This window comes from Shinella oryzae (assembly GCF_023038235.1).
GTDB classification, from domain to species: Bacteria; Pseudomonadota; Alphaproteobacteria; order Rhizobiales; family Rhizobiaceae; genus Shinella; species Shinella sumterensis.
Window position 1 is genome coordinate 127703 of record NZ_CP081988.1, and the last position, 14257, is coordinate 141959.

Genomic DNA, 14257 nt, shown 5'->3' on the forward strand with positions numbered 1-14257 from the left:
TTGTATCCTCCGTTCAGCGCTCGCCGCGCCGATAGGGTTGCATGAGGGCCTGCGGCACGCGGGCGCGTCTGGCCATGACAGCCAGCGCCGCGATCGACAGGACGTATGGGATCATCAGGAAGAGCTGGTAGGGAACCACGCCGCCCAGAGCTGTCTGGAGCCGCAGCTGGAAGCCATCGAAGAAGGCGAAGAGCAGGGCGCCGAGAAGGGCGCGCTGTGGCCGCCAGGAGGCGAAGACGACGAGCGCGATGCAGATCCACCCGCGCCCCTGGACCATGGTCGGAAAGAAGCTGTTGAAGGCCGACAGCGTCAGGAAGGCGCCGGCCATGCCCATCAGCGCGCTGCCGGCAATCACCGCTCCGTAGCGAACCACCATGGGATTGATACCCTGCGCCTCGGCAGCATGCGGATTTTCACCGGTCATGCGGGTCGCAAGGCCCAGCGGCGTGCGGAATACGAGATAGGCGAGCGCCAAAGCAATCAGGATCGCGGCATAGGTCGGCGGTGTCTGGCTGAAGATGGCCTGGCCAAGGAAGGGGAGGTCACTCAAGCCGGGAATATGAATGGGCTGGAAGGGTGTGATCGTCGGGGGTGTGCCGGCGACCGGCACGAGAAGGCGGAAGACATAATAGCTGAAGCTCGAGGCAAAGAGCGTGACACCGAGGCCGGAGACATGCTGCGACAGGCCAAGCGTGACGGTCAATGCCGCATGCAGCACGCCGAACAGCCCCCCGGCGATCGCGGCGATGAGAAAGCCCGTCCACAGATCCGCGCCGTTGTAGACCGCCAGCCAGCCGATCATCGCGCCGAAGGTCATGATGCCCTCGATGCCGAGATTGAGAACACCGGCCCGCTCGCATAAGAGCGCGCCGAGCGTACCGAGGATCAGCGGTGTCGCGATGCGCAGGACGGCCGCCCACAGGCCGGCGGAGGCGATGATGTCGAAGACGGCGCTCATCGGCGGATCCTGTACTGGGTGAAGAAGACGGCGATCAGCATCGTCAGGAGCGAGAGGGCGACGATGACATCGGCGATATAGCTCGGAATGCCCATGGCGCGGCTCATGCCATCCGCACCAACGAACATGGTGGCGGTGAAGAGGCCGGCAACGACGACCCCGAGCGGGTTGAGGTTGGCCAGCATCGCCACGACAATACCGGAATAGCCGTAACCCGGCGATAGGTCGGTCGTTACATAGCCCTTGACGCCCATGACCTCGACGGCGCCCGCAAGTCCCGCCAGTCCTCCGGACAGGCATGCGACGACCACAAGCGTGCGGCCGAGCGGAACGCCGGCGAACACCGCGCCCTGCGGGTTAAGGCCGGCGGCGCGCGACTGTATGCCGAACACCGTGCGCGACTGGACGAAGGCCAGCACGAGGGCCAGCACCACGGCGATGACGAGACCAAGATTGAGGCGGGAGCGTGCGAGAAGCTTCGGCAGCATCGCGGCGTCGGCCACCGATTGCGATTGTGGCCAGCCGAACGCCGTCGGGTCCTTCAGGACGGTGTCGATGAGCATGGACACGACGAGGACGGCGACGAAGTTGAGGAGCAGCGTCGTGACCACCTCATCGACCGAAAAGCGCAGCCTGAGCCACAGCGGCACCAGAAGCAGGATCATGCCCGCGACCGCGCCCATGATCAGCAGCGCCGGGATCTGCAAGGCGGACGGCCAGGTGCCGATGAAGTGCGAGCTCGCCCAAGCGACCGTGATCGCGCCGAGATAGAGCTGTCCTTCGCCGCCGATGTTCCACAACCGCGCGCGAAAGGCGACGGCGGCCGCAAGGCCGGTGAGGATCAAGGGCGTGGCGCGGGTCAGCGTTTCCGTCGCCGAGAGACGTGAGCCGTAGGCACCCTTCAGAATGTTCCAGTAGGCTTCGAAAACCGGTGCACCGGCAATCGCGATGAGAATGCCGGCAATCGCCAGCGCGGCGGCGACCGCAATCAGCGGCGTCGCGATGACCAGCGCGACCGGCCTGTGTTCGCGTCGTTCAAACCGCATGTGCCGTCTCGCCTTCCCATTCGCCGGCCATCATCAGGCCCAGTTTGCGCGTCGAGGCCTCCTGCGCCGGTATCGGCGGGGAGAGCCTGCCGCCGACGATGGCCTGGATACGGTCGGCGAGTGCCATCACCTCGTCGAGGTCTTCCGAAATCAGCAGCACCGCCGTGCCCTGCCGCCGCGCGTCGAGGATGCGTTCGTGGACGGCGGCCACCGCGCCTTCGTCCAGCCCGCGGGCGGGCTGGGCGGCGATAAGGACGCGCGGCCTGTCGATCAGGTTTCGTCCCAGGATCAGTTTCTGCATGTTGCCACCGGAGAGCAGGCGGATGCGGCTCGCCGGTGATCCGCCGCGCACGTCGAACGTGTCAATGATCGTCTGCGCGAAAGCCATGCCAGCCTCGCGATCCACCAGCCCGTGGCGCGAGAAGTTCGACAGGCGTTCCAGAATGGCATTTTCCCAGATGGCCATCTCGCCGATGGCACCGTCCTTGTTGCGGTCTTCCGGGATCCGGCCGATTCCCGCGGTGACCACGTCCTCGACGCTCAACGCGCCGACAGGCTGGCCGAACAGAAGCAGGTCGCCGCCCGCCATGGCGGCGGTGCCCGACAGCAGCTGTGCCAGTGCCGCCTGGCCGTTGCCAGACACGCCGATGATGCCAAGGACTTCGCCAGCACGAAGCCGAAAGTCGACGGCCTTCAGGCGATCGACCCCGCCGATCCTGACAGTGACCGCGGCGGCCTCCAGTACCACGTCGCCGGGTTCCGATGGCTCGCGCACCGGTCGCGTCACCGCGCGGCCGACCATCAGCTCGGCCAGTTCCGGCTTGCTGGTCTCGGATGCGGGGCGCTCTGCAACGTGGCGTCCGCCGCGCAGGACGACGATCCGGTCCGCGGTCGACATCACCTCGTCCAGCTTGTGGGAGATGAAGATCAGCGACAGGCCCTGCGCCGCCATGTCCTTCAATGTAGCAAACAGGCGCTCGGCCTCGATCTGCGTTAGGACCGCCGTGGGTTCGTCGAGAACGAGGATGCGGGCCTCGTTATAGAGCGCCTTCAGGATTTCGACGCGCTGCTGCTCGCCGACCGACAGGTCGCCAAGCCGCGCGTCGGGATCGACTTTCAGCCCGAACCTTTCTGAGATCGCCAGCAGCTTCGCCCGCGCCTCACGGCGGCGGGAGCGCGGCGACCACAGGCTTTCGGTGCCCGTCGTGACGTTTTCCAGCACGGTCAGGTTGGGTGCCAGCGCAAAATGCTGGTGCACCATGCCGATGCCCGCGCGGATGGCTGCGCGCGGCCGGCCTGCCGGCAGTTCCTGTCCGTCCACCATCACGCGGCCGCTGTCGGGTACGTAGTGGCCGAAGAGGATGCTCATCAGCGTCGTCTTGCCCGCACCGTTCTCACCCAGCAGGGCGACGATTTCGCCCTTGTGCAGCGACAGGGAGATATTGTCGTTGGCAAGGGTCTGGCCGAAACGCTTGCTGACGTTCTCAATCTGGAGAACGGGTGTGCTCATGCGGGCCATCCTGCGATTGGAAACCGGTGTTGCCAGCGGCCATCCTGCTCCAGAAGGCCGGCAAGCTGCAAGAGCAGGGCGTCGGCGCCCATCGGCGCCATCAATTGGACCGGCAATGGCAAGCCCGCGGCATCGGCGCCGAAGGGCAGGGTAAGCGCCGGGAAGCCGGAGGCATTGGCGATCGTCGCGAGCGGTGCAAAGGCCGCCATCCGCTCGAAATGAAGGTCTGTGTCCCGGTGATCGCTTGGGAAGGAGCCCACGGGGAGCGGTGCCGAAGACAGGATCGGGCTGATGAGGCAGTCGATGTCGTCGAAGAGCCGCCACAGGTCGCGGCTGACCAGCACCATCGCGTTGAGGCTTTGCCACAGGCCTTGCGCCGACAGGGATAAGCCGCGCTCGATGACGGCCTGCGTCAATGGGTCGGTCTTGCCGGCATCCAGATCAAAGCGAGCGATCGTGTCGGCGAGGTTGAGGCAGACGATGTCGACGAAGGCGCGGCGGCTTGCTGATGCCATGCCGTGCACGGCCTCGAAGGAGATGGGGACGAGCTGGTGGCCGGCAGTCTCCAATGCGCGGGCCGCCTCCTCGATGACCGCCTGTCGCGCGGCGTCCGTCGGATGGTCGGCGCCGGTGTCGGTCAGGACGCCGATCCGTAGCCGCCCATCCCGCTGCTTCTGCATTTCAACCGGCGGAAACGGGCCGCGCGCGCTGCCGGAAAGCGCTGCCAGTGCCGCTGCGGTATCGCGCACGGAGCGCGTCACGGCCAGTTCGGCGGCGATACCGCCCAGGTGATTGCCGAAATGGGGCCCCGCCGGCATCAGTCCACGGCTGGGCTTGAGGCCGACGAGCCCGCAACAGGCGGCCGGAACGCGGATGGAGCCCCCGGCGTCGGTGGCATGCGCGATTGCGACGATGCCGGCAGCAACGGCGGCCGCAGCACCACCCGAGGAGCCGCCGGCCGAAAGGTCGGGCGAAAGCGGGTTGCGCGCGATCGGGCCGATTGCCGGTTCGCTGGCGAGCGACAGGCCGAACTCGGGACTTGTGGTGAGGCCGAAAAGACAGAGGCCAGCGGCACGGAAACGCTCGGCAAGGTCGGAATCCACCAATCCGCCGCGCCGTGCCATCAGGCGCGATCCCGCGGTCGTCGGAAAACCGGTGAACGGCCCGCCGAGGTCTTTGCCGAGCGTCGGTACGCCAGAGAAGGGCAATGTATGGCGTACATCCCCCGGCAAAGCATCAATGGCGTCGGCGGCCGTCAGCCCCCTATCTGCGTCCTGATAGGCGATGGCGCCGAGGCTTTCCCAGGCTGAAGACGCTGAAAGGGAGGCCTGCATGGCCTCCCGGCTGGTGGTTCGGCCGCCGGCAATCGCCTGCGCCAGCGCTGTTGCATCCGCCTGCATGGAACCGTTTACTTCGGCTCGTCCATGATGCGCGGGACTTCGAAGGTGCCCGCCTTGATCTCGGCGCGCTTGGCCTCCATCGCAGCTTCTGCTTCGGCAGGCGCCACGCCCTTGACGAAGACGATGTCGCTGCCGCCTTCCTTCATCAGGCCGTAGGCGGTGTAGTCGCGGCCGGTCGGCTTGCCGGCGGCCACGTCGGCGAGCGCCGCGTTTAGGATCGGGCGGAAGTTCCACAGCGCATTGGCAAAGACCGTGTCAGGGTAGCGCGGTGTGTAGTCGATCAGCGACCCGACGGACTTGATGCCGCGCTCCTTGGCGGCGTCGGCCGTGCCGATGCGCTCGCCGAACAGGATGTCGGCCCCGGCGTCGATCTGGGCCAAGCCGGCCTCGCGCGCCTTCGGCGGGTCGAAGAAGGTACCGATGAAGGTGACGAGGTGCTTGGCATCCGGATTGACGGCCTTGACGCCCGCGCCGAAGGCATTGATCAGCATGTTCACTTCCGGGATCGGCATGGCGCCGACGGAACCCACGACGTTCGACTTCGTCATCTTGCCGGCCAGCATGCCGGCGAGATAGGCGCCGTCGAAGTTCCAGGTGCCGAACACGCCGAAATTATCGCCGGCTTCCTTGCCGCTCGATCCCATGACGAAGGCCGTCTCAGGATAGTCGGCGGCCACTTCGCGCGCCTGCTTCTCGACGGGAAAGGTTTCGCCGATGATCAGCTTAGCGCCCTGTTCGGCATATTCGCGCATCGCGCGCGGATAGTCGGTGCCGGAGACGCCTTCAGAGAAAACGTACTCGATCGCACCTTCCGCCGCGGCGTCCTGCAGCGCCTTGTGCAGGACCGAATTCCAAGCGTTTTCCACCGGCGAGCCGTGGATGCCGGCGACCTTGACCGCCGCGGCAGCTCGTGCGGAAGGTATGAACGCCGAGGCACTTAGAGCGAGGCCGGAGGCAAGCACGCCACGGCGGGAGATAAGCAGTTTGTCGATCATCGATGAGTTCCCCGGTTTTTTACCAATTGATAAATCGATAGCGACTGCACATTTTGAAGTCAAGAAAACAAGGTGGCTTCTAAATAGGCATATCCCCATTCCATTGACAGGGTGCGCGGCCATGCGCGCGCTGTCGTGGCGAGAGCAAGCCTGGCGCGACCCCTGTCCACTTCGGGAAGGTGGTCGCGCCCGATCAGATCAAACGGTGGCGTCCTGCTTCTGCGCCTCGGCATAATGGGCGAACGTCGCGGCGAACCGGCCGTTGACATAATCGCCCGATGTCACCGGCTCGTATTTTGCCGGGTGATCCTCATCGACGCAGCTCGGCAACGCCTCCAGCACCGTGTCGTAGTTGGGGCCGAAGAAGAATGGGATGGAATAGCGTTCCTTGCCGGAGCGGTTAATCGCCCGGTGCACCGTCGAGGCGAACAGATCGTTGGTCCAGCGCGCCATCTGGTCGCCGATATTGACGACGAAGCAGCCCGGAATCGGATCGGCGGCAATCCATTCGCCGGAAGCATTCAGAACCTGCAGGGCCGAAATACCTTCCTTCTGGGCGAGAATGGTGAAGCACTCATAGTCCGAATGCGCGCCGATACCGATCTGGCGATCGTCGATCTCGCCGAACTGCGGCGGATAGTGCAGGACGCGCAGGGTCGCAAGCGGCTTGTCCACCATGGAGTCGAAATAGGTTTCCTCGAGCCCGAGCGACAGCGCGAAGGCATGCAGCAGGTGGCCGCTGAGCTTCAGCATCTCGACGTGATAGGCTTCGAGCGCGGCACGGAATTGCGGCTGATCCGCAGGCCACTGGTTCGGGCCGTAGAGGACTTTTCCGGCCAGCACGTCGGAATCGTCCGCCGGGACGTCGAGCGCGATATCGAAGGACTGGTGCAGGTCGCCGCGGGCGGTGGGGTCGGTGTTTTCCTCCAGCATTGCTGCATAGCCGCGATTGTTCTTGGACTTCGAGACGTGGTTTTGCATCTTCACGTCGTCGGGCAAGGCGAAATAATCCTCGGCCACATCAAACGTCTTCTGGATGACCTCCTGCGGGACGTGGTGGTTCTTGATGTACAGGAACCCGACTTCCGTGCAGGCCTTGCGCAACTCTTCGGCCAGCCTTTCCTTGGCGGCGGCGTCGCCGCTGAACATTGGCTCGAGGTCGATGATCGGGATTTTGTCGAAGCTGATGCGCTGCGGGTCCAACCCGCCATTCTTCATGACGCGAACGCCGTTTCCGGTCTCCAATGCTTTCATGGTTCTGTTCCCTCTTTCTGTTGGCTTGGATCGTGAATCGCTTCCACGTAGTAACGCGGCCCGACAAACATAAAGCCGGGCGAGAAGTAGCGGCGGCAGACATCCATGAATGCCGCCATTTTGCGCGAGCGGGCGTGAGGCCGGGTGACGCGTATGCTCACGCGGCGTTCCGCCGACGTCCAATCGGGCAGGAGCGGCACAAGATGGCCACGCTCGCACTCGATGTCGGTAAAGAAGTGCGGAAGGTAGCCGATGCCTTCTCCCGCCACCGCGAAATACTTGATCGTCCAGAAATCGTTGGCAATCAGGCTTGAGCGCGGCAGGATGCTTTCCTGCGCACCGCCCTTCTGCAGCCGCCATTGCTGAAGCCCGCGCGGCGTGCGGTAAAGGATGCCGAGGTGCTCGGCCAGATCGGCGGGCAATGCCGGCATGCCCATGCGATCGATATAGCTCTGACTGGCGAAAAGAGCGAAAGTCGCGGTGGAGAGCGTTTCGCCGTCCGCCTCCCCATCGTCCCAGGATATGACCGCATCCAGCATGTCGAGGCTTTCGGCGGCATAGAGGACGTGAGGCGAGAAGAATGTCAGCTCGATATCGACATTCGGATAGAGCCTGCGGAACACGATCAGCATCTGCGCATAGAAGGCGGTGCCGAACTCACCCGTTGCACCGATCCGCAAAGTGCCGGCGACATCGTCCGACGGTTCGGTGACGGCGGCTCTCGCCGTGTCGCAACTCTGCAGGATCTGACGGGCATGCACGAGCAGGGTCTGGCCCTCTTCCGTCAAAAGCAGGTTACGTCCCGAACGCTCAAAAAGCGCAACGTTCAAATCCGCTTCAAGCTGCTTGATCCGCAGGCTGAGCGTCGACTTCGGCAGGCCGTAAAGCTTTGCTGCGGCCGACAGCGAGCGCAGTTCCGCAATCTTGACGAAGGAAGCCAATGCCTCGGTGTTCACGTCTGATCGTCCATAATTCTGAACAAAATGCCAAAAAATTGGGCATGATTATTTTTATTGCATGAACGACCGTAATGCGATTTTATGCACTGCACAAGAGCCAAGACTGCTTTTGAAAATCCGGAATGAACGTCAGCGACGACGTTGCTCGAACGGGCCTTCGCCCGCCGGGAAACGTGTGTCCAAAACGAACCGACGTCGGCAAAAACAAGGGGAACCGACATGACAGACACCAAATTTCCGAAGGCCCGGGCGGCCTGTCTCGCTGCCGCGATGTCGCTTCTGGCTTCGTCCACGGCCTGGGGCTTCACGCTCGAAGGTCCGCCGAAGGTCGCCTTCATATATGGCAGTGCAGCATTGGACGGCGGTTGGAACGAGGCACTCGAAGCCGGCCGCAAGGCCGTCGAAGAACAGCTCCAGATCGAAGTCGCCGTCACCGAGAACATACCGGAAGAAGCGACCAAGCTTCGCGCGGCGATCGACCTCTATGTGAAGCGCGGTTTCAACATCATCGTCGGCACGACCTATGGCTACAGCGCTCCGATGGCCGAAGCCGCGAAGGCCTATCCGAACGTCGCGTTCCTGAGCGCGTCGGGCACCGAAAACGGCCCGAACATGGAGAGCTTCTACGCCCGCACCTACCAGGGCTGGTATCTCGCCGGCATCGCCGCCGCCCAGGCCACCAAGACCAAGAAGATCGGCATCCTGGCCGGCTTCCCGGTCGGCGTGGTCAACTGGGACATCAACAGTTTCGCTCTTGGCGCCCGCTCGGTCGATCCTGACATCCAAACCATCGCGGTGTTCACCAACTCCTGGTGGGATCCGGTGAAGGAAGGCCAGGTGGCCCAGGCGATTCTCGACCAGAAGGCCGACGTGCTCGCGACCAACCTCTCCGCCACCTCTGCGCTCGACGTCGCGGAAAAGGCGGGCACGCCTTCGTTCGGCTTCCAGCTCGACATGTCGCACGCCGCGCCAAAGACCATCCAGACCTCGGTCGTCTTTCGCTGGGAAAAATATCTCGTGCCGACGATCAAGGAAATCATCGACGGGAGCTGGAAGCCCGAGGAATTCGGCGCCTTCGAGGGCATGGACAAGGGCGTGATCGATCTCGCACCGTTCGGCCCCAGCGTCTCGGACGAGACCAAAGCGAAGATCGAGGCTGCCAAGCAGCAGATTATCGCCGGCACGCTCGATCCCTTCCAGGGCCCGATCAACAAGCAGGATGGCTCCGTGCTCGTCGAGGCCGGGAGCAAGCTGGACGACGGCGCCTTGTGGTCGATGGATTACTTCGTCGAGGGCATCACCGGCACAATGCCGGCGAAGCAATGATCGACACGCTGCATCAATCGGGTGGCCGGGGAACCCTGTTCCCCGGCGCGCCGCCCGCGCTTGACCTCAAGGGCATCGACAAGGCCTTCGACGGCAAGCCGGCGCTGGTCGATGCATCCTTCCGCCTCGAATGGGGGGAAGTGCATGCGATCGTCGGCGAGAACGGTGCGGGCAAGTCGACATTGATGAATGTCGCCGCCGGCGTCTATGCGGCCGACGGCGGAGAACAGACGATTGATGGGGAAGCCAGGAGCCCGCGCAGTCCGATGGAGGCCACGGCGGCAGGCCTCGGCATGGTGCACCAGCATTTCCGGCTCGTGCAGAGTTTCACCGTTTCTGAAAACATACTCCTGAGCCTTGGCCGCGAAAGCAAAATTCGCACGCCGGCACAGGCCGCGGCGGCTATCGCCGCGAAGGCCGCAGAAGTCGGCCTGCCCGTGGACCCTGCCAGGGTCGTTGCGGACCTCTCGACAGCCGAGCGTCAACGCGTCGAGATCGTCCGCGTCCTGTTGCTGGGCGCCCGCATCCTCATTCTCGATGAACCGACCGCAGTGCTGAGCGAGGAGGAGGCAAGGATGCTGCTCTCCTTCGTCCGGCGTCTGGCGCGGCAGGGCCACGCCGTCGTGCTGATCACGCACAAGTTCCGCGAGGTCGCCGGCTTCTGCGACCGCATCACCATCATGCGGCACGGCAAGACGGTGATGGCCGGGGCGCCGGTTGCCGATATCGACGAGGGCGATGTCGCGCGGCTGATGGTCGGCGAGGCGCTGGCCGTGAGCGAACGCCCTCTGTCAAGTCCGGGTGCCGTCAATCTCAGTGTATCGGGCCTGACCCAGAAACCCGACCGGTTCGGTCAGGGGTTGAACGCGCTCAATTTCGAACTTCACGCCGGCGAAGTGCTCGGCATCGCAGGCGTCGGCGGCAATGGACAGGAAGAACTGGTGGCCTGCCTGACCGGACTGTCGAGACAGGATCAAGGCTCCATCCGTCTCGGCGGTCGTGATCTTTCGCGTGCGTCGCCCCATGACCGGCGAAAGGCCGGTCTGCGCATCATCCCGTCCGACCGCTTCGAGGCCGGCCTTGTTCGCGAGCTGTCCATTGCCGAAAACCTTGCCCTGACGCAGGTCGCGAAGGGGGATTTCGGTGGGCCTTTCTTTCTGAACCGCAAGGGGATGCGGCATGCTGCCGCCGCGGCGATCCTAAGCTTTGATATCAGGGGCGCCTCGCCGGAGCGCTCCGCAGCGCTTCTGTCGGGCGGCAACGCGCAGAAGGTCCTGCTGGCGCGCGAGCTCGACGCCGGGATGAAGGTGCTGGTCGCACATTCCCCTTCGCGGGGCCTCGACATGAAGGCCACGCTCTTCGTCCGCAATGCCATCAAGCAGGCCGTCGAAGGCGGCGCGGCCTGTCTTCTGATCAGCGAAGATCTCAACGAGGTCCTGTCGCTGTCCCATCGTGTCGCCGTCATGAACAGGGGGGCCATCGCCGGCTGTCTTGCAATCGGCGACGTCACCCCCGAATGGATTGGAGCGCTGCTCGCCGGCCATGTTTGATGCTGCGTTTCTTGTTCGCCGGCAAGCGCCGGGCCCGCTGCTCTCCGGGGCATGCTACGCGGGCGGGCTGTTCGTCGGCCTTGCCATTTCCGCGATCCTTCTCGTGCAGGCCGGCGTGCCGGCCGATGCGCTTGTCGACGAGTTTCTTGTCGCAACCTTTCTGACGTCGGATGGTCTTTCCCAAACGCTGACCGCGGCCCTGCCGCTCGTCCTCGTCGGCCTGGCCTCGGCGGTTGCCATGCGGGTGCGGTTCTGGAACATCGGAATCGAGGGCCAACTCTGGCTCGGCGCGGTCGCCGCCACCTGGGTGGCACTGGGCGGGATCGGCCCGGAGCCGCTGCGGCTGCCGCTGATGCTGGTCCTGGGTGCCGTCGTCGGCGCCGCCTGGATTGCGCTGCCCCTCTGGCTCAAGCTGAAGTGGGGTGTCAACGAAGTCATCTCGACGCTGCTGCTGGGAAGCATCGCCTTTCTTTTCGTGCAGCACCTGCTGTTCGGCGTCTGGCGCGATCCGGCGACGAATTTCCCCGTAACGGCGGCTTTTCCCGAGGCGTCCCGCTTTGCCGCCACGGGTTGGGGCCAGTTGCATGACGGTTTCCTGCTCGTCGGCGCAGTCACGGCGGCGCTTTGGTATCTGCTCGACTATACGAGGGTCGGCTTCTACGCCGATGCCGTCGGCCACAATATCAAGACCGCGCGGGCGGCGGGACTGCCGGTTGGAGCAACGATCACCGGATTGGTGCTGCTTTCCGGCGCGCTTTCAGGCCTTGCCGGCGTGACCATCATTGCCGGCACGGAACACCGGCTGAGCCAGGTGGTCGGCAATGGCTACCTGTTCAGCGCCATCGTCGTCGCCTATGTCGCCCGCGCCAAGCCAGTCTGGGTGCTCGTCGTGGCGCTCGCACTCGGCGCGGTCTTCACGGCCGGCAACGTTCTGAAGGTATTCTACTCCATCTCTGAAGGCATGATCGTGCTCGTGCAGGGAACCGTGCTCATCTCGATCCTGATGGCACAGTTCTTCAGTACCTACGCGCTCAGCCGACCGAGCTGAAGAAAGGTTCGTCATGGATTTCCTGATCGGCTGGCTTGCCATCATTCCAAGCTACGCGACGCCGCTTCTGCTTGCGAGCCTGGGCCTCATCATCTGCGAGCGTGCCGGTGTCCTGAACCTCGGCGCCGAAGGCTTGATGGCCGTCGGTGCGATGACCGGAGCGATCATCGTGCTGTCGGGCGGCAATCCGTGGGCGGCGCTCGGCGGCGGTGCCATAGCAGCAGCGGCGCTCGCCTTGCTTTTCGGCCTCGCCACCGTCGTCAAGCGCGCTGACCACACGCTTTCAGGCCTTGCCATCGTGGCGATCGGTCTCGGGGTGACCGGTGTTCTGGGGCGACCTTACGTGCAAAAGACCTTTCGGGGAATTGAGACCCTGGGCGATCTCTTCGGCATCGATCGCGGCACGGTGTTTGGCCGGATCGTGGCCGTTCAGGATCCCGTGACGATCGCCTTGCCGCTGATCGTCTTCGCTCTGTGGTGGTGGCTGCAAAAAACCCGCAGCGGCCTCCGGCTGACGGCGGTCGGCGAAAACCCTGCCGCCGCCGATGTGGCCGGCATCGATATCCAGCTCACACAGCTTGCCGCCGTCCTGGCTTCCGGTGTGCTGTGCGGCTTGGCCGGCGCCTATCTTTCCGTCGCAACCAGCCATGTGTGGGTGGAAGGCATGGTCGCAGCACGCGGCTGGGTCGCCATCGCTCTCGTCATTTTCGCCCGCTGGAATCCCGCGCGCGCCCTTCTGGGAGCGCTTCTCTTCGGGGCTGCCGATGCCCTGGTGCCCCGCCTCCAGGCGATCGGTGCGGACTTTCCGGTCTACCTGACGATGACCGCGCCCTATATCCTGACGCTGGGCGTGCTGGTCCTGAGCTCGCTTCGCGGAAAGACATCGGGTGAGCCAGGTTTCTTGGGGCGCGTCTACTTGCGGCAGGACAAACATTGACTGGCGCGCCGATCGCGCGGACGCTAAAGATGCCTGCGTCGTTCCTGGAGGGAAACGATTGCCTTGGCCGGGATCGGAGGTCCATCGGGATCGCCCGTCTATTCTCTAGCCGCTGATCCACAGTTCCTCGCAGGACACGACAAATGCATTCGGCTCATGGTTGCAGGACCGTGACCGCTATCGGAGGAAAAGATGGATCAACCCCAATCGATGACCGCCCTGTTGATGACCGGAGCCGACGAGTTGCAAATCCGGCAACTGCCGGTACCTAAGGCGGGTCCCCATGAAATCGTCGTTCGAACAGCGTTTCTCGGCATCTGCGGAACGGATGTCCACCTTCATCACGGCAAGAGCTTCTATATCGACAGCGGCTTTCTGAAGCATCCTTTCATCTTCGGCCACGAATATACAGGGACGGTCGTTTCCCGCGGTGCTGGCGCGGAAAGAGTCGGTGTCGGTAGCCGCGTGGTGGGTCACTGCATGGTGCCGTGCAACAGCTGCGACAATTGCCAGCGCGGTCGCCGCAATCTATGTCGCAATCTCAGGGAGGTTGGACTACGCTTCATTCCTGGCGCTGCAGCCGAATATGTGGTGGTTCCTGAAACTGCGGTCTCGATCGTGCCCGACAATGTCTCCCTTGAGGCGGCAACGCTCGTAGAGCCGGCTGTCACGGCCTATCACGCCTGCGAGCGGACCCGTGTCGGACAGGCCGATCGCGTTGTGGTGATCGGCACAGGCACGCTCGGTATGCTCAGCCTCATGATCGCGAAATTGACGGCACGCTCGGTCGACGTGATCGGTGTTGCGCAATCGGAAATGGACTACGCGCTGGAACTGGGTGCCACGCGGGTCCTTCGGCCGGAGGAGGCCGCCCGCGACGCCTATGATGTCGTGATCGAGGCGTCGGGCGTTCGATCTTCCATGCAGCTCGCCATAGACCTTTGCGACCTAGGAGGACGCATCGCGCTTGTCGGTATCCCGGGATCCACATCGCCGGAGGTCAGTCAGGGATCACTGGTTCTCAAGGACATCAGCGTTCATGGAATCCTGCACGGCATCGACTACTATGGCTTGACGCTGGACCTGCTTGCGACCGGAAAGCTCGATACGAGAAAACTGGTCGCGCGCATAGGCGGTGTGGAAGAGGCGGGCAGCATGTTCGCCGACATGAGCAAGCCAGATCGGAGCAGGCCCAAATATCTGATCCGGTTTAGGGGCGAATGACACTTCGTAGCCGAAGCCTGCGAACCGACATGAAGTCCAGCGCAGCGATT

The 14257-nt window shown here is 63.9% G+C and carries 12 protein-coding genes; 5 read left to right on the top strand and 7 right to left on the bottom strand.

Features of this window, described 5'->3' with window-relative positions; genetic code table 11:
* Positions 1-13: 13 nt before the first annotated feature.
* The 7 genes from K6301_RS16835 to K6301_RS16865 all read right to left on the bottom strand — a co-directional run bounded on the left by K6301_RS16835 (position 14) and on the right by K6301_RS16865 (position 8119).
* Positions 14-958, bottom strand: coding sequence for an ABC transporter permease (locus K6301_RS16835; RefSeq protein WP_247221663.1), 945 nt, complete (start codon positions 956-958; stop codon positions 14-16).
* The gene (locus tag K6301_RS16840) at positions 955-2004 is read right to left on the bottom strand and encodes an ABC transporter permease (protein ID WP_247221664.1); all 1050 of its coding nucleotides are present in this window, start codon (positions 2002-2004) and stop codon (positions 955-957) included. Before K6301_RS16840 ends, K6301_RS16835 begins: the two co-directional genes overlap by 4 nt.
* Positions 1994-3514, bottom strand: coding sequence for an ABC transporter ATP-binding protein (locus K6301_RS16845; RefSeq protein ID WP_247221665.1), 1521 nt, complete (start codon positions 3512-3514; stop codon positions 1994-1996). Before K6301_RS16845 ends, K6301_RS16840 begins: the two co-directional genes overlap by 11 nt.
* Positions 3511-4914, bottom strand: coding sequence for an amidase (locus K6301_RS16850; protein WP_247221667.1), 1404 nt, complete (start codon positions 4912-4914; stop codon positions 3511-3513). Before K6301_RS16850 ends, K6301_RS16845 begins: the two co-directional genes overlap by 4 nt.
* Positions 4915-4922: 8 nt before the next feature.
* Positions 4923-5909, bottom strand: a complete 987-nt coding sequence (locus K6301_RS16855) for a BMP family protein (RefSeq protein ID WP_134651597.1) — start codon at positions 5907-5909, stop codon at positions 4923-4925.
* A gap of 198 nt (positions 5910-6107) precedes the next feature.
* Complete coding sequence (locus tag K6301_RS16860; RefSeq protein WP_247221668.1) at positions 6108-7163, bottom strand: isopenicillin N synthase family dioxygenase; 1056 nt, start codon at positions 7161-7163, stop codon at positions 6108-6110.
* The gene (locus K6301_RS16865) at positions 7160-8119 is read right to left on the bottom strand and encodes a LysR family transcriptional regulator (RefSeq protein WP_247221669.1); all 960 of its coding nucleotides are present in this window, start codon (positions 8117-8119) and stop codon (positions 7160-7162) included. The genes K6301_RS16860 and K6301_RS16865 overlap by 4 nt, the downstream gene beginning before the upstream one ends.
* A 222-nt stretch (positions 8120-8341) precedes the next feature.
* Between K6301_RS16865 and K6301_RS16870 the strand changes: the two genes are divergently transcribed.
* The 5 genes from K6301_RS16870 (at position 8342) to K6301_RS16890 (ending at position 14207) form a co-directional block, all read left to right on the top strand.
* Positions 8342-9448, top strand: coding sequence for a BMP family ABC transporter substrate-binding protein (locus tag K6301_RS16870; RefSeq protein WP_247221670.1), 1107 nt, complete (start codon positions 8342-8344; stop codon positions 9446-9448).
* Positions 9445-10998 carry an ABC transporter ATP-binding protein gene (locus K6301_RS16875; protein ID WP_247221671.1) on the top strand — a complete coding sequence of 518 codons (1554 nt, stop codon included), beginning with the start codon at positions 9445-9447 and terminating at the stop codon, positions 10996-10998. Before K6301_RS16870 ends, K6301_RS16875 begins: the two co-directional genes overlap by 4 nt.
* A complete protein-coding gene (locus K6301_RS16880; RefSeq protein WP_247221672.1) occupies positions 10991-12046 on the top strand; it encodes an ABC transporter permease in 1056 nt (351 codons plus the stop codon). The genes K6301_RS16875 and K6301_RS16880 overlap by 8 nt, the downstream gene beginning before the upstream one ends.
* 13 nt (positions 12047-12059) lie before the next feature.
* Positions 12060-12983 carry an ABC transporter permease gene (locus K6301_RS16885; RefSeq protein WP_247221673.1) on the top strand — a complete coding sequence of 308 codons (924 nt, stop codon included), beginning with the start codon at positions 12060-12062 and terminating at the stop codon, positions 12981-12983.
* A 192-nt stretch (positions 12984-13175) separates the two neighbouring features.
* Positions 13176-14207 (top strand): zinc-dependent alcohol dehydrogenase, encoded by a 1032-nt coding sequence (locus K6301_RS16890; protein ID WP_247221674.1) that lies wholly within the window; start codon positions 13176-13178, stop codon positions 14205-14207.
* The last annotated feature ends 50 nt before the right edge of the window (positions 14208-14257 follow it).

Coding starts and splice junctions, on each gene's coding strand:
- K6301_RS16835 (WP_247221663.1), bottom strand. CDS start 958: ATGAGCGCCGTCTTCGACATCATCGCCTCCGCCGGCCTGTGGGCGGCC.
- K6301_RS16840 (WP_247221664.1), bottom strand. CDS start 2,004: ATGCGGTTTGAACGACGCGAACACAGGCCGGTCGCGCTGGTCATCGCG.
- K6301_RS16845 (WP_247221665.1), bottom strand. CDS start 3,514: ATGAGCACACCCGTTCTCCAGATTGAGAACGTCAGCAAGCGTTTCGGC.
- K6301_RS16850 (WP_247221667.1), bottom strand. CDS start 4,914: ATGCAGGCGGATGCAACAGCGCTGGCGCAGGCGATTGCCGGCGGCCGA.
- K6301_RS16855 (WP_134651597.1), bottom strand. CDS start 5,909: ATGATCGACAAACTGCTTATCTCCCGCCGTGGCGTGCTTGCCTCCGGC.
- K6301_RS16860 (WP_247221668.1), bottom strand. CDS start 7,163: ATGAAAGCATTGGAGACCGGAAACGGCGTTCGCGTCATGAAGAATGGC.
- K6301_RS16870 (WP_247221670.1), top strand. CDS start 8,342: ATGACAGACACCAAATTTCCGAAGGCCCGGGCGGCCTGTCTCGCTGCC.
- K6301_RS16875 (WP_247221671.1), top strand. CDS start 9,445: ATGATCGACACGCTGCATCAATCGGGTGGCCGGGGAACCCTGTTCCCC.
- K6301_RS16880 (WP_247221672.1), top strand. CDS start 10,991: ATGTTTGATGCTGCGTTTCTTGTTCGCCGGCAAGCGCCGGGCCCGCTG.
- K6301_RS16885 (WP_247221673.1), top strand. CDS start 12,060: ATGGATTTCCTGATCGGCTGGCTTGCCATCATTCCAAGCTACGCGACG.
- K6301_RS16890 (WP_247221674.1), top strand. CDS start 13,176: ATGGATCAACCCCAATCGATGACCGCCCTGTTGATGACCGGAGCCGAC.